Raw genomic sequence first — 14,806 nt, 5'->3', positions numbered from 1 at the left:
AATGGGTCGCGCACTAGGCGCGACTGTTATCAAGACGATGCAAGCGCACACCGCCTTGCCTCGCAAGGAAAGGACCACCATCCAGTGAGCGCCACCCCAGCCATGCCCCGCGTTGATACCCCACAAGGCATCCGCGAAATCTCCATCGCGCACAGCCCCGACTCCGACGATGCCTTCATGTTCTACGGTCTCGCCACCAACAAGGTGCGGGTGCCGGGCTACAAGTTCACCCACGTGCTTTGTGACATCGAGACGCTGAACCACCGTGCCATGCACGAGGCCTTCTTCGATGTCACGGCGATCTCGTTCCACGCCTACCCCTACCTGCAGGACAAGTACGCGTTGATGGCCTGCGGCGGCTCGGTCGGTGAGAACTACGGTCCGATGATTGTCGCCCCACAGCGGCACACCCTGGACGAGATCAAGAAGCTCAAGATCGCGGTGCCTGGCACGCTTACCACTGCTTACCTCACGCTGAAGCTGTTTGCGCCGGATATCGAGACGGAGGTCGTTCCGTTCGACCAGATCATTCCGCAGGTGCTCGCCGGCAAGTACCAGGCAGGACTCATCATCCACGAGGGGCAGCTCACGTACGGCAACAATGGCCTGCACAAGATCATCGACCTGGGGGTGTGGTGGCGCGAGCAGACAGGCATGCCGTTGCCACTCGGCGGCAATGCGATTAAGCGGTCGCTTGGCGAAGAAGCGATGCGCATCACCACCAAAGCTTTGCGTGATTCCATCCAGCACGGGCTGGATCATCGCGAGTCGGCGCTGGCTTATGCCATGCAGTTCGCGCGCGATCTCGATCCGAGCCTCGCTGACAAGTTCGTCGGGATGTACGTGAATGAGCGCACGCTCGACTACGGCAAGGACGGACGTCTCGCCATCCAGAAGCTGCTCGAAATGGGGCATGAACGCGGCATTATTCCGCAGGTCGCCAAGCTCGACTTCATCGACTAGGCTCGTCAGTCCGCGCCTGGCAATCCAGCGACAAAGAGACAGGGCTCCGCCAGGCGGAGCCCTTTTCCCATGCTGCGAGCCGCGTCGCGTAGCGTCACACGCGCGAGGGTGGCATGCACTCCTGCTCACGAATTGAGCGCTCCCCTCGAAAAACGTGGTTCTGCCCGGGCCTTGTCGCATAATAGAGTGCACATGTCTGCGGCCTCCCCTTTGCCTTTTGTTCCGGAAACACCTGCTCAGCCGGCAGTTGCCGTACAACGTGGGCGCAGTGTGTGGCGGAGCCTTAAGCGGCAGCCGCTCGCCGTGATCGGCCTGTTCCTTGTGGCTCTGTTCTGTGTGCTTGCCCTGTTCGCGCCCTGGATAGCCCCGCATGCACCGGCCGCGCTCGATCTCGATCACCGGCTTGCGGCACCCAGTGCGGCGCACTGGTTCGGCACCGACGAACTCGGCCGCGACACCTGCTCGCGCATTGTGTACGGTGCACGCATATCACTCATCGTGGCGGTTTCGGTGGTGGCCTGTTCCCTGTCGCTGGGACTGCTGCTGGGTGGCCTGGCCGGTTTCTACGGCGGACTGCTGGACACGGTGCTAAATATCTTCGTGATGAATGCCTTCCTGTCGCTGCCCGGCATCCTGCTGGCCATTGCGTTCGTGGCTTTTCTCGGGCCCGGCCTGCCCAACCTGATCCTCGCTCTCTCGGTCGGTGGATGGGTGGGCTACGCGCGGCTGGTGCGGGCGCAGGTGCTGGCCGTGCGCGAAAGCGAGTTCGTCGAAGCGGCGCGTGCGCTGGGTGCCAGCGACCTGCGTCTTTTCTGGCGCCACATCCTGCCGAATATCCTGCAGCCGCTCATTGTGCAGTCGGCCATCGGCATGGCAGGCGCGGTGCTTGCCGAAGCAACGCTCAGCTTTCTCGGGCTTGGCGTTCCGCCGCCCGCGGCAAGCTGGGGCAGCATGCTCAACGATGCTCGCTCACACCTGTTTGACTCGCCCCACCTCGTACTCTTTCCCGCACTCGCCGTGATGCTTTGTGTGCTGAGCTTCAACTTTCTGGGAGATGCCTTGCGCGACTTTCTGGACCCACGTACGCGCATAGAGATCGGCCTCTAAATGGCGCGTCACTTGCCAGCGCATGCACACGTAGTTCCCTGCTTAGGCGAAGCAAGTCGTTCAACACTCAGGAAAGGTGTGCAGTGAACATCGGCGTGCTGTCGGACACCCATGGACTGCTGCGACCGGAAGTGCGTGCCGCTTTCGCCGGGGTAGATCACATTCTGCATGCGGGCGACGTCGGGGACCCGGCGATTCTCGAGGCGTTGCGCACGCTCGCGCCGGTCACCGCCATCCGCGGCAATATCGACAAGACAGGACCCTGCGCCGCGCTGCCTGCGGAGGAGTACATTCCCCTTGCCGGCCTGAACCTCTACATGCTCCACGACGTGCAGACCCTGTCGATTGCACCGGCCGCGGCAGGGATCGCAGCGGTGATCTTCGGGCACACCCACAAGCCACTGATCGAGGAGCGAAAGGGCGTGCTGTTCTTCAATCCGGGCGCATCGGGCCAGCGCCGATTTCGGCTGCCCATCTCTGTCGGCTTTCTGCGCATCGAGCATGGCCGCATCACACCCGAACTGCTCACGCTCTCCGCACCCTCTGACCCGGCCTGAGACGGATACAAGATCGGACGCTTGCAGGAGCGCGCGTCAACCCCTGATCCGTGGATTCACCAGCAGGTACAACACATCGGTGAGCAGGTTGACCAGCACATACGTGAGACCAACGGCCAGCAGGCAGCCCTGCACCAGTGCATAGTCCCGGTTGGAGATCGCGGACACGGTGAGCCGGCCGATGCCCGGCCAGGAGAAAATCATTTCTGTCACGATTGCGCCGGCCAGCAGCGCTCCGAACTGCAGCCCCAGCAAGGTGATAATCGGGATCATGGCATTGCGCAGCGCGTGGCCATACACCACGTTGCGCTCAGGCAGTCCCTTGGCGCGGGCTGTGCGGATGTAGTCCTGACCCAGCTCTTCAAGCATGGCGGTGCGCACCATGCGCGTCAGGATCGCGGCCAGCGCAGCACCCATCGTGACTGCGGGAAGCACCAGGTACGCGGGACCGGCCGCGCCGGAAACTGGCAGCCATCCGAGCCGGATGGACACAAACAGAATCAGGATTGGCCCCAACGCAAACGCAGGAAAGGACAAGCCGAAGAGGCTCACCACGCCCAGTACCTGGTCCTGCCAGCGATTGCGATGCAATGCCGCCGTAATGCCTGCAGGCAAAGCCAGGGCGAGACCGAACACCAGCGCGGCGATGGTCAGCACAAAGGTGTAGGGGTAGCGCAACAGCAACTGATGGGTGACGGTATCGTTGAGCCGAATGGAGTGGCCAAGATCGCCGTGCAGGACGCCTCGCCAGTACTCGATGTACTGAGTAGCAAGTGGCTGGTCGAGTCCATACTGGTGACGCAACGCCGCGATGTCACCCGCGCGGGCACCCTCGCCCAGCATGGCCTGGATCGGATCACCGGGCACGAGATGGATCAACAGGAACACCAGCGAAACAACAAGCCATACCACCGGAATGGTGTACAGAAGGCGCCACACCAGCGCACGAAGAGCGCGCTTCATGCCTGGCTCCAAGTGGAGGCGTGAGCCTGCCGAACAATGGCTGAAGACAGCAGCAACAGCCGCGACTGGAATCGTCCCGCTGCTACTGCGAGGGTAGGACGATGCATCCGCGGCGTGGCTGATGCGCAATGCAGGTTCAGCGCTCCGCAAGGCTGAAAAATCGACAGGGCAGGCATGTGCCCTTCATCTTTACACGGCGGCTGCTGCGTCAGGAGCGAGCGCCTGTTTCCCGTGGATTGCCGGCCTTCGCCTCCGCCGGGGCATTTTCGACGCGCACCTTGCTGATGCGGCGGCCCTGCATCTCCACCACGGTGAGCCGGTGGCCATCGAAGTCCACTCGCTCGCCCTGCACAGGGATATGCCCGAGACGGCTCAATACGAATCCGGCCAGGGTCTCGATGCCTCCATCCCGCGGCAGACTCCAGCGCATCTGTGTCTGCAGGTCGCGCAGGCTCACACTGCCTTCGAGCAGAAGGGTTTCGCTGGCGGCGGGAAGCAATGGAACCGCGCCCGCAGTGTCGTCAAACTCGTCATCGAGTTCGCCGATCAACTGCTCGATGGCGTCCTCTACCGTGACCAGCCCGACAGTCGACCCGAACTCATCCACCACGATCGCAAGGTGACGGCGCCGTTGTTGCAGTTCCACCAGCAGGTCAAACACCGGCTTGGTTTCCGGGACCACCAGCACGTCGCGCATGATGGATCGCACCTGCAGCCGGGCAAGCGGCGCGGCTACTCCCTGTGGAGCCCGCGGTGCGACGGCAAGGAAATGCATCAGGCGGGCCACGTCTTTCGCATACACCACGCCGATGATGGCCTCGGGCCCACGCAGCGGGTCGAACACCGGCAGACGCGAGTGCATCTCCTCGACGATGCGCGCGCTTGCCTCTTCCACGGGCATCGCGGCAGAGAGCGCCACGATACGCTGGCGCGGCGTCATGATCTCGCGTGTGGGAATCTCTCCGCCCTCGACCGCGCGGTGGATCAGCGCCTCCTGAAAAGCCGGCAGCGTGCCACCCTCGCGTGCCGCGGTGGCGATCAACTTCAGCTCGTCCGGCGAGTGCACGGCTCCATGGTGCGAGGCAGTCATGCGGAAAAGGCGCAACACCACTGCGGCCGAGCGGTTCAGCAGAAGCACTGCCGGCCTCGTCAGGCTCATGAACGCGAGCATGGGCGCAGCAACGGCGATGGCGAGCTGCTCACCCCGCCGCAGCGCGAACGACTTCGGCACCAGCTCACCCAGCAGCACATGGAAGTAGGTAATCGACACAAACGCCAGGAACGCGCTGAGCAGGTGTGCGTAGAGCGAGGCATGCGCCATGCGCAGGAACAGCGGGTTCAGCGCAGCGGCCACGGTGGGCTCGCCAATCCAGCCGAGAGCAAGTGAGCACAGCGTCACGCCAAGCTGCACGGCAGGGAGGAAGTCGTCGAGTCGGCCCTGCAGGTGTTTGGCGGTGCTCGCTCCCGGTACGCCTTCGGCGATCAGCTCTTCCAGGCGGCTGCGCCGCAGCGAGACCAAGGCGAACTCCGCGGCGACAAAAAAGCCATTGGCCAGGATCAAGGCGGCGATTGCCGCCAGGCGAAATAGGAGCAAGCCCAGCATTGTGCTGAGTGTACGTGATCGCCTCCCTGCCGCCGCCGCTCTCTCCTCCTGCTTCACTGCTTCTGCTGTGCAGCTTGTTCCTGCAGCGAATCCGGCAGCCGGAGCTTTCTACTCCTGCCAGGGAACTTCCAGAGCACCCGGGGCGTACCCTATCGCAGAGCGCAGGCCGGCCATGAGCCGATCCATGCGCGGGAGGCACTCCTTGATGAAGCTGGCATGCTCTTCCATCCTGCTTGCGGGCACACTTTCGCTCCTCACGCCATCCGCCTTCGCTGCCGATGGCACGTTTGAACGCACGCTCAAGGTCAATGGCCCGGTGCTGCTCGGCATCGACACGGATTCCGGCAACATCCACGTGTCACCCGGTGCAACGGACTCGGTCCATATCGTGGCGCATGTGCACAGCGGCGGCGGCTGGTTTGGCGGTGCAAGTGAGGACCGCATCAAGCAGATCGTGGCGAATCCGCCGATCAACCAGGCGGGCAACATCATCAGCTTGGGGCACAATTTCCATGCCAACAACATCAGCATCGACTACGAGGTCACGACACCTCGCGGCACTGACCTGCGCGCCAACAGCGGCTCGGGCGATGTGCGCGTCGCAGATAACGGCGGCCCCGTGCAGCTCAAGACCGGCTCCGGCAACGTGGAGGCGACCGGCCTGAGCGACCATGTGCAGCTTGAAACCGGCTCGGGCGACGTCAAGGCGACGATGCTTTCCGCACGCGATGTCAAGGCGACCACCGGCTCCGGCAATATCCACCTGGCCAACGTGCAATGCGGACTGTGGGCTCACACCGGCTCCGGCAACCTTGACGTGTCGGGCAAGCCGCTCGCGGCCTGGAAGCTCGAGACGGGCTCCGGCGATATCACGGCGGACACGGGTGGTGCGCCTCTTTCGCTCAATGCCACGACTGGGTCCGGGGATATCGCCTACGCTGGTGGCAACTTCAAGCAGAACGGCACGGGCAAGGACCACGTAATTGGCGACGCCGGCGGCGGCGGTCCCATGGTGCGCGCGATCACAGGCTCCGGCAATATTCACCTGAAATAAACCCCGATGGCGACGGCCGTCCTACGGGTCGGGGTGGGACGGAGGCGGGCGACTAAAATGAGGGGATGGTACGAACACTTCGATCCATCCCCTGCGCCCGGCTTCGTCTTCTCGTGTTCGACCTGGATGGCACCTTAATCGACTCCCGCAAGGACCTGGTGGAGTCCGTCAATGCTGCTCTGTCGCAGTTCGGCCTCGCCCCGCAGGACGAGGACCGGATCGCCTCCTACATCGGCGATGGCGCCGGCATGCTGGTGAAGCGGGCACTCGAGGCGGATGGCGCGGACCTCGCGCTCGCGCCTGCCGCGCTGGATGCCTTCCTCGCGCATTATCGTGAACACAAGCTCGACCACACCACCGTGTACCCCGGCGTGCTCGCGCAGCTTTCTGCCCTGCAGGCCGGCCTGCCTGTACAGATGGCCGTGCTGACAAATAAGCCGGTGCGCCCCTCGCAGGAGATCTGCGAAGCGCTGCAGCTTGCGCCTTTCTTTTTCTCCATCTACGGCGGCAACAGCTTCGCCACCAAGAAGCCCGGCCCGGAAGGGCTGCTGAAGCTCATGGCGGAAGCAGGCGCGACGCCCGAAGAGACAGTGATGATCGGCGATTCCGAGGTGGACATCCGCACGGCGAAGGCTGCGGGCACCTGGAGCCTTGGCTGCCGGTTCGGCCTGTCACCACACACTATCGCAGACATGGAGCAGCAGCAGCTCGTGGACGTCGTGGTGGACCATGCCAGCGAGTGGACCGAGGCACTGGGTGTGACAACAGCAACAGCGGAGAGATCGCGTGGACTTTGAGCTTGTAAGTGACTACCAGCCTCGCGGCGACCAGGGCCGCGCCATTGGTGAACTGGTCGACGGGATCCGCGCCGGCGACCAGCACCAGGTGCTGCTTGGCGTAACCGGCTCCGGCAAGACCTTCACCATGGCAAAGGTGATCGAAACACTCGATCGCCCTGCCCTGATCCTCGCGCACAACAAGACCCTGGCAGCGCAGCTCTTTCACGAGTTCAAGCAGTTCTTCCCGAACAACGCAGTGGAGTACTTCGTTTCCTATTACGACTACTACCAGCCTGAGGCCTACATCCCGGCGGGCGACCTGTTCATCGAGAAGGAAGCGACGATCAACGAGGAGCTCGATAAGCTGCGCCTCGCCGCAACGCGGTCCCTCTTTGAGCGCCGCGACGTAATCATCGTCTCGTCTGTCTCGTGTATCTATGGCCTCGGTTCGCCCGAGGCTTACTACGGCATGCTGCTGTTCCTTGAGCAGGGACAGAAGATCCGCCGCGATGACATCACCAGGAAGCTGGTCGAGATCCTGTATGACCGCACCGACGGCGACTTTCGTCGCGGAACGTTTCGCGTTCGCGGCGATGTCATCGAAGTATTTCCAACGTACGACGAAAGCGCCTATCGCATCGAGCTTTTCGGCGACGAGGTGGATTCGCTCAGCCAGATTGATCCACTCTTCGGCACCGTAAAGCAGAAGTATGCGCGGCTGCCGATCTACCCGAAGAGCCACTACGTGGTGCAGCCGGAGCGCAAGAAGACGGCGGTTGAGTCGATTCTCACCGAGCTGGAGTGGTGGGAAAAAGAGCTCGAACAGCAGGGGCGCATGGTGGAAGCACAACGCATCCATCAACGCACCCGCTTTGATCTCGAGATGATTAAGTCGATGGGCTTCTGCCACGGCATCGAGAACTATTCGCGTCACTTCTCCGGGCGCCTGCCGGGTGAGCCGCCGCCAACTCTTTTCGATTACTTTCCGAAAGACTTCCTGATGTTTATCGATGAGTCGCATGTCACGGTGCCGCAGTTACACGGCATGTGGCATGGCGATCGTTCGCGCAAACAGAATCTTGTCGACTACGGTTTTCGTCTTCCATCCGCGCGGGACAACCGGCCGCTGAAGTTCGAAGAGTTTCAGAACCGCGTGCACCAGATCGTGTACGTGTCCGCAACGCCAGGGCCGTACGAGCTTGCCAAGGCTGAAGGCGTTGTTGTGGAGCAGGTAATCCGGCCCACGGGTTTGATTGATCCCGAGGTGGAGATTCGTCCGATTCGCGGGCAGATCGATGACCTGCTCGCAGAGATTCGCCTGCGTGTGGAGCGCGACGAGCGTGTGCTCGTCACCACGCTGACCAAGCGCATGGCCGAGGATCTTTCCGGCTACTACACCGAGGTAGGCGTTCGTTGCCGCTACATGCACTCCGAGATCGAAACGCTGGAGCGAGTGAAGCTGCTGCGCGACCTACGCAAAGGTGAATACGACGTGCTGGTCGGCATCAACCTCCTACGCGAAGGGCTCGATTTGCCCGAGGTTTCGCTTGTGGCCATCCTCGATGCGGACAAGGAAGGCTTTCTGCGTTCGCAGGGCTCGCTGATCCAGACGATCGGCCGGGCTGCTCGTCACGTGGAGGGTCGCGCTATCCTGTACGCCGACAAGATGACTGATTCGATGAGCAAGGCTCTCGATGAAACCACGCGCCGGCGAGAGGTACAGCGTGCCTACAACGTGGAACACGGCATCACGCCGACCTCGGTCATTCGACCGACCGATATGTCCCTGGCACAGGTACTCAAGGCAGACTACGCCGATCTCACGGAAGAGTCCGCCGAGATGCCGGAGTTCGCAACCCAGCAGGAGCTCGACGTGCATATCTCCAAGCTCGAGAGCGATATGCGCGAAGCTGCCAAGAAGTTCGAGTTTGAGAAGGCTGCGAGGTTGCGCGACACAATCGCCGGGCTGCGCACCAAGGAGTTCCTGTTCCTGTAAGACCATTCACTGTGCGTAGCAAACAGAAGAGGCGGCCCGCAAGGGCCGCCTCTTCTGTTTGCAGCAACTCTCCCTTAGAACTGGAAACGCGCGGTGAGCTGGATCTGCCGTGGGGAAGCATCGCCGCCGAGGAACGAGCCGAAGATGCTTGTGGGCGAGCTGACCGTGCTCTGCGTGGTGCCGAATGCAGAGCCCTGCGCCACGTCGTTCAAAGGCTGATCGAAGTTGGCATGGTTGAAGAGGTTTACGAACTGTGCGCCCAACTGCAGCTTCGCGCTCTCATACCGCTGGATCGAAAAGCTCTTGTACACGCTCATGTCCGTATCGAAGTAGTTCGGTCCAACGAAGCTGTTGCGACGCTGGCCCAGGAACGACTGTCCGAAGGTGAACTGCGAGCCCGGCGTCACCACCGTGGTTCCGTCGGCTGCCGTGGTGTACGAAGGTGCTGCGCCGAAGCAGGGTGTGTCCACGGATGCCTTGGCATCGCAGGACTTGTTGAGCGTGCGACCGGTTGGGGTAGCAAGCACAGTGCCGTAGTAGCTGTCCGACGAGAGATCGCCGGTGGTCTGGCTGTCGGTGATGGAGTAGGGCGAGCCGCTGTGCGCGAACACCGTACCCGAGATCAACCAGCCATCGGAAAGCACCCGTGGTCCGTAGAACTTCGGCACCGTGAAGACGTAGGCAAGCGTGAAGTTGTTGCGGATGTCGTAATCCGAGCTTCCGTACTGGGCACGAAGATTCGTGGGGTCGATCGGCGCGGAGATCGAGACATTCGTCAGATCCGTAAACGGCAGGAAGCCACCGTTGGAGATCTCATCCATGGAGTGCTGCCAGCTGTAGTTCGCCTGCACAGTCAGGTACTTCGACGTGTGCTGCAGCGAAACCGCCAGCGTGTTGTCGTTCGAGTCTGCCTGATTGCGCACCTCGGTGACCTGCGAGAACGATCCATCGGGCACGGTGTTGCGCAGGGTGCTGTTGAATCCGCTGGCTGCCGTGAACGAATCCGGCGTGAAGAAGGAGTTCGCGCTGGGATCCACAACAGCCTCATGGATACCGTGGTTCCCTACATAGTTGAACGTCAGCGTTGTGTTGCGAGCGATCAACTGCTGCACTGCGAGGTTGTACTCGTAGTAGGTCGGATAGTGGATGTTCGGATGCGTCGTGGTGAAGGAAGGCGCTGAGAAGCCTGCAACGTAAGTCGGGGAACCGGGAGTGGTCAGGCTCGAGTACGAAGCGCCGGCCGCGTAGTTGTTCAGGAAAGCCTGGTTGGAGGCTGCGGCGGTCGCGGTTGCACTACCAGCCACCCCGGGAGCCAGCCCGGCACCATTGATGGTGAAGGTGTTGATGTTGGGCGCATTCTCAAACAGGTTTTCTGCAACCGTGCCAGGGAACACATCAGCGAAGACGCCGAAGCCACCACGCACCACGGTGTTGCCATGCATGCTTGCTGGCGCATAGTTGAACCCGACGCGCGGCTGGTAGGAAACCTGGTCATAGCTCGGGAACAGCGTGTGTAGACCGCTTGCGATCTTGGCGTTGTAAGCCTGTGTCGTATCCCCGTCCAGGGAGGCCACGCCGTTCTGCAGGTTCGCAAAGCAGTTTGTCTGGCACACGGGGTTGGAGTTGTGCTCCACACGGAGCGATGCGGTCAGAGTAAGCGCAGGGGTCGCTTTCCACTCATCCTGCACGTAACCCGCGAGGCCGTAGAGAGCGATCGGCTCGGTCTGACGCTGCGGGAAGTTCTGCTGGAACACAGTGGCGTTACCCGCGGCAAAATCCTGCAGAGATTCGTCCGAGATGCTTGGGGCCACGTACTGCTGTGGACCGTAGTCCGTCACATCGTTGCGTTTGTAACTCACGCCAAACTTCACGGTGTGGTTACGAATTACCTTGGTGACATCGTCGATGAACTGGTACTGCGAGACCTTGCGTCCCTGCGGGAAGTCATACACGTCATGGCCCACAGGAGAGAAGTAGCCGCTGGCAAAGGCGACGGCTTCCGGAAGAAGCGCAAGTGCGGCGGCCCGGTTCGGCTCGTTAAAGGTGGCGCTGTACCAGCTGCCGGCCGCGATGAACTGGTTGGTCAGGTTCGGGCTGAAAGCATGGGTCTCATTGAGCTGACCTTCGTACTGGGGCTGCACACTGGTCGCGTTGAAAGCCGAGTTGATCGGATCCGTCAGCGTTGCCTGCACACCATGATCCGTACGGAAGTGGATGAACATGTGATCTTTTTCGCCGAACTGCTGGTCAAAGCGCGCCGAGATCAGGTACTCGTTGGTCTGGTTGCTCACGTTGCTGCGGAACGAGTTGCGATTCGCATCGCCGTTGTACTCGGTCGCGCGCTCGATACCCGGGGCGGTGTTGTACAGGTTGAACATCTGCTGATAGAAGGGGATGCTGGTCGTTGGAATCGACGCCAGCACAGCCGCCTGGTACGCAGCGCTCGGCACAAACACGGTCTGGCTGGTTGGAATCACCAGGCGCAGTCCTTCGGTGTTAACGAAGAAGAAGCTCTTGTCCTTCACGATGGGTCCACCGATGTCAGCCGCCCACTGGTTGGCGTTGTCAAAAGGACGCGGCGTTCCGTCGTGATTGTTGAGCCAGTCGTTGGCATTCATCGTGGAACCGTTCCAGTAGTACTTCAAGTCCCCGTGGAACTTGTTCGAGCCGGAGCGGGTCACGTAGTTGACGTTGGCGCCGCCCAGGCCACCGTACTGTCCCTGGTACCCGTTGCTGGTTACGGTCGCCTGCTCAATATCATTCGAACCCAGCAGGATGTTGGTCGCGCCCGAGTTGTTGATGTTGAGGAATGGATCGTTCTCGTTGGCACCATCGACCGTGAAGAGGTTGGACGTGGCGGGCAGGCCGAAGCTCGAGAAGTTGCCGTAGCCGCCGCCGTTGTTCATCACGGAGCCGGGCGCAACCTGCGCGATGTAGGTGAGATCGCCGCCCGGGTTGGGCACATTCTGGATCTGCTGCATGGAGAAGGAAGTCGACACTTCTGCCTGTTCGGTCTGCATCAGACCGCCCGATGCATTGACCTGCACGTTGGTAGCAGCCGCGCCGACGCCGAGCGTCACATTCGCTGTGGCCAGCTGCCCGACGGAAACCTGGGCGGTCGTTGTGGTCGCTGAGAAGCCCTCAGCCTCAACCGCGACGCTGTAGGCGCCAGGCTGCAGCAAGGATGCACGGAAGTTGCCGCTTGCGTTCGTCCGCAGCTTCTGGGTGCTCCCAGTGGCGGTGTTCTTGATCGTCACCTGTGCATTCGGCACAATCGCGCCGGAGTTATCGGTCACTACGCCCGAAATATCACCCGAGATCGTGCTTTGAGCATGAAGCATCGTTGCAAACGGGGAAGAAAACGGCGCTATCCCGGTCAGAACCAGGGAAGCAAGAAGCGCAGAAGCATACTGTGTCAGCTTGGGGGAGGTTCGTTGCATACTTGCACTTAAGCAATCACCTCGCCAAATAGACCTCTCCGGCGTTACTCAGTAGTTATTGCTTGCATCTAGTTCTATTTACACAACTTATACGGAACTGGCCGACGCACAGCCCCTCTTGATTTTACTTATGCTCCCGATTTTCACATCATCATGCGCTTGATATATGAGAATACATATGGCGACGGGGAAAGTTTAGGCTTGTAACGAAGGAGTTCCTCTTGGCGACCCTGTTGCGCGTGCTGATTTCCCTGTTGATCGTTCTCTGGCTTGGTGCGGTCATGTTTTTTCCCGCGGTTGCGGGCATCGCCTTCCACGTGCTGCCCGATCCACGTACCGCGGGCATCTTTGTGAGGACTGCGCTGTCGACGCTGCATAGCGAAGGGCTTGTCGCAGGCACGGTGCTGCTTGCTCTTCTGCTGGCTGCGGCCGCGGTGCGGGCGTATGGACGGACCCTGATCGGCCCAATTCTGTGCACGGTAGCGATGCTGGCGCTCACTGCCTTTTCCCAGCACGGCATCATGCCGCGCATGGAGGCGGACCGCCTCGCCGTGGGTGGCGACATCGACAAGGCCCCACCGGCCGAGCCTCATCGGCTCGAGTTTAACCGGCTGCACTCTGTCAGTGAAGAGCTCGAAGAAGGAGTGCTCGTCGCAGGCGTGGCGATGGTGGTCCTGCTGGCGAGGCCGCCCCGCTCGCGGCAAAGCTGACCCGGCGCGCGAGCGGACCGGGTCAGCTTGCGGGCACACCCTGGGGCCGCAGTTCTCCCATGCCACCGGCGGTCCAGTCATAAGTGACGTGGGTGAGCGCCTCCGAAGCGCTCCAAAGCTGTTGCCCGCTTGTTGCGTCCGCCGCCTGCGGAGCCACGTCCGCGAGCGCAGGACTACCCTTGAACTCCTGGAAACCATCCGGACCGTAGTAGGCGCCGGGCTCTATCTCCACAGCTGTTGCTGCGTAAAGCTGCGGCAGGGCACCCTCCGCATCGCTTTGTCCCAGGAGCCCGAACAGGATCGGGATTGCGATTTTGGCCGGGCCCGACACGTCGCGATTGATGGCCGTCTTGGAAAGCCCCGGGTGGGCCGCGAGGCTCACCAGGCGCGTCCCGTGCGCATCGCTCTGCCGCTGCAGTTCCCGGGCATACACCAGCATGGCGAGCTTTGTCTGCGAGTAGCTTTTCCACGGGGTGTAGCCAGCTTCCAGTTGCAGATCCTCGAAGTGGAGCTTGCCGCGCTTGTGCGCATTGCTGGACAAACTCACAACCCGGGGCGCCGCAGCGTTCAGCAACAGCGGCAGCAGGAGACCGGTGAGGGCGTAGTGTCCCAGGTAGTTGGTGGCCAGCTGCAACTCGAAACCGTCCGGGCTGGTTTCTCGCTTCGGCAGCGCCATGATGCCGGCATTGTTCACCAGGATGTCGAGTGCGCCGCCCGCCTCCAGTGCCATGGCCGCGAAGGATCGCACCGAGGCCAGCGATGAGAGATCCAGGTGTGCCACAAACACCTGCGCACCGGAGACTTCAGCGCGAATGCGCTCCGCCGCAGCATTGCCCCGGTCGATTGACCGGCAGGCAAGCACCACCTGCGCACCTGCCCGCGCAAGTTCACGCGCGGTTTGAAAGCCCAGCCCGATATTGGCGCCCGTCACGATTGCCCGCCGGCCCTGCAGGTTCGGTATATCCGCTGCCGTCCACTCTCCACTGGTCGTTGCTGCCATTTACAGCCTTCCTTTCGCCTGCGCCTGCTGCCATACCTTGTAAAGTCCCCAGGCCGCGATGGTGCAGGCATCCTTGATGCGGCCGGAGAGCAGCATGTGCTCAAACTCGGCGACAGAGACGGTGTGCAGCGACAGGTCATGCTCTTCGGGATCGAAGTCAGTTTCGCCCTGCGTGAGATCGGTCGCAAGAAAAGCATGCTGCTGCTGGTTGCAGAAGCCGTAGGCAATCCACATGGGGCCGAGGTAGTCGAGCGAGCCTGCGCGCAGCCCGGTCTCCTCGCGCAGCTCCCCGGCAGCCAGCTCGCGGATGTCCACATCCGGCGCTTCCCAGCCTCCCTGAGGAAACTCGAGGCAGACCTCCTGCACGGTGTAGCGGTACTGCTGCACCAGGTACAGCGTGTCCCCGGCGAGCGGAATGATCACGGCGCAGGGGTCTTTCTCCACCACGCCGTATATGCCGCGCTTACCGTTGGACCGCTCAATGTCGTCCTCGCGCACACGCATCCACGCGTTGCGGTACACTTCGCGACTCGCAAGTGTCTTGATGCTCATGGCTTGAGTGTACCTTTGCTGCTCGAAACACCGCGGCTAACTCGGATCTCGCGCAACTCAAACCGTCACAGTCGCCTGCTCG

Annotated in this window: 12 protein-coding genes; 7 read left to right on the top strand and 5 right to left on the bottom strand. The window is 61.8% G+C overall.

Annotated features, from left to right (window positions below; genetic code table 11):
* Positions 1-102: 102 nt before the first annotated feature.
* From D1Y84_RS12980 to D1Y84_RS12970, 3 genes are all read left to right on the top strand, one after another.
* Positions 103-963, top strand: a complete 861-nt coding sequence (locus tag D1Y84_RS12980; RefSeq protein ID WP_124850128.1) for a menaquinone biosynthesis family protein — start codon at positions 103-105, stop codon at positions 961-963.
* A gap of 270 nt (positions 964-1,233) precedes the next feature.
* Positions 1,234-2,070, top strand: coding sequence for an ABC transporter permease (locus tag D1Y84_RS12975; RefSeq protein ID WP_233581391.1), 837 nt, complete (start codon positions 1,234-1,236; stop codon positions 2,068-2,070).
* An 83-nt stretch (positions 2,071-2,153) separates the two neighbouring features.
* Complete coding sequence (locus tag D1Y84_RS12970) at positions 2,154-2,627, top strand: metallophosphoesterase family protein (RefSeq protein WP_124849076.1); 474 nt, start codon at positions 2,154-2,156, stop codon at positions 2,625-2,627.
* A gap of 36 nt (positions 2,628-2,663) precedes the next feature.
* On the opposite strand, the gene D1Y84_RS12965 is transcribed toward D1Y84_RS12970, so the two are convergent.
* Positions 2,664-3,590, bottom strand: coding sequence for an ABC transporter permease (locus D1Y84_RS12965; RefSeq protein ID WP_124849075.1), 927 nt, complete (start codon positions 3,588-3,590; stop codon positions 2,664-2,666).
* 208 nt (positions 3,591-3,798) lie between these two features.
* Positions 3,799-5,193 (bottom strand): hemolysin family protein, encoded by a 1,395-nt coding sequence (locus D1Y84_RS12960; protein ID WP_124849074.1) that lies wholly within the window; start codon positions 5,191-5,193, stop codon positions 3,799-3,801.
* A 205-nt stretch (positions 5,194-5,398) separates the two neighbouring features.
* Here D1Y84_RS12960 and D1Y84_RS12955 point away from each other — a divergent pair, with 205 nt between their 5' ends.
* The 3 genes from D1Y84_RS12955 (at position 5,399) to uvrB (ending at position 9,022) form a co-directional block, all read left to right on the top strand.
* Positions 5,399-6,247 carry a DUF4097 family beta strand repeat-containing protein gene (locus tag D1Y84_RS12955; RefSeq protein WP_233581578.1) on the top strand — a complete coding sequence of 283 codons (849 nt, stop codon included), beginning with the start codon at positions 5,399-5,401 and terminating at the stop codon, positions 6,245-6,247.
* Positions 6,248-6,312: 65 nt separating this feature from the next.
* Entirely contained in the window at positions 6,313-7,044 is a 732-nt protein-coding gene (locus tag D1Y84_RS12950) for an HAD-IA family hydrolase (protein WP_124849072.1), read from the top strand.
* A complete protein-coding gene (gene uvrB, locus D1Y84_RS12945; RefSeq protein ID WP_124849071.1) occupies positions 7,034-9,022 on the top strand; it encodes an excinuclease ABC subunit UvrB in 1,989 nt (662 codons plus the stop codon). Before D1Y84_RS12950 ends, uvrB begins: the two co-directional genes overlap by 11 nt.
* A gap of 74 nt (positions 9,023-9,096) precedes the next feature.
* On the opposite strand, the gene D1Y84_RS12940 is transcribed toward uvrB, so the two are convergent.
* A complete protein-coding gene (locus D1Y84_RS12940; RefSeq protein ID WP_124849070.1) occupies positions 9,097-12,462 on the bottom strand; it encodes a carboxypeptidase-like regulatory domain-containing protein in 3,366 nt (1,121 codons plus the stop codon).
* A gap of 221 nt (positions 12,463-12,683) precedes the next feature.
* Between D1Y84_RS12940 and D1Y84_RS12935 the strand changes: the two genes are divergently transcribed.
* The gene (locus tag D1Y84_RS12935) at positions 12,684-13,172 is read left to right on the top strand and encodes a hypothetical protein (RefSeq protein ID WP_124849069.1); all 489 of its coding nucleotides are present in this window, start codon (positions 12,684-12,686) and stop codon (positions 13,170-13,172) included.
* Between the two features lie 22 nt (positions 13,173-13,194).
* On the opposite strand, the gene D1Y84_RS12930 is transcribed toward D1Y84_RS12935, so the two are convergent.
* Positions 13,195-14,172 (bottom strand): oxidoreductase, encoded by a 978-nt coding sequence (locus D1Y84_RS12930; protein ID WP_124849068.1) that lies wholly within the window; start codon positions 14,170-14,172, stop codon positions 13,195-13,197.
* A complete protein-coding gene (locus D1Y84_RS12925; RefSeq protein WP_124849067.1) occupies positions 14,173-14,724 on the bottom strand; it encodes an NUDIX hydrolase in 552 nt (183 codons plus the stop codon).
* Between the last annotated feature and the right edge of the window lie 82 nt (positions 14,725-14,806).

This window comes from Acidipila sp. EB88, from assembly GCF_003858395.1.
Taxonomy (GTDB): domain Bacteria; phylum Acidobacteriota; class Terriglobia; order Terriglobales; family Acidobacteriaceae; genus EB88.
The sequence above is the reverse complement of the archived record's forward strand: the minus strand, read 5'-3'. Positions and strand labels throughout refer to the sequence as shown.

Excerpts from the sequence above, each read along its gene's own strand:
- D1Y84_RS12980 (WP_124850128.1), top strand. The coding sequence starts at position 103 with ATGCCCCGCGTTGATACCCCACAAGGCATCCGCGAAATCTCCATCGCG.
- D1Y84_RS12965 (WP_124849075.1), bottom strand. The coding sequence starts at position 3,590 with ATGAAGCGCGCTCTTCGTGCGCTGGTGTGGCGCCTTCTGTACACCATT.
- D1Y84_RS12960 (WP_124849074.1), bottom strand. The coding sequence starts at position 5,193 with ATGCTGGGCTTGCTCCTATTTCGCCTGGCGGCAATCGCCGCCTTGATC.
- D1Y84_RS12955 (WP_233581578.1), top strand. The coding sequence starts at position 5,399 with ATGAAGCTGGCATGCTCTTCCATCCTGCTTGCGGGCACACTTTCGCTC.
- D1Y84_RS12950 (WP_124849072.1), top strand. The coding sequence starts at position 6,313 with ATGGTACGAACACTTCGATCCATCCCCTGCGCCCGGCTTCGTCTTCTC.
- D1Y84_RS12940 (WP_124849070.1), bottom strand. The coding sequence starts at position 12,462 with ATGCAACGAACCTCCCCCAAGCTGACACAGTATGCTTCTGCGCTTCTT.
- D1Y84_RS12930 (WP_124849068.1), bottom strand. The coding sequence starts at position 14,172 with ATGGCAGCAACGACCAGTGGAGAGTGGACGGCAGCGGATATACCGAAC.
- D1Y84_RS12925 (WP_124849067.1), bottom strand. The coding sequence starts at position 14,724 with ATGAGCATCAAGACACTTGCGAGTCGCGAAGTGTACCGCAACGCGTGG.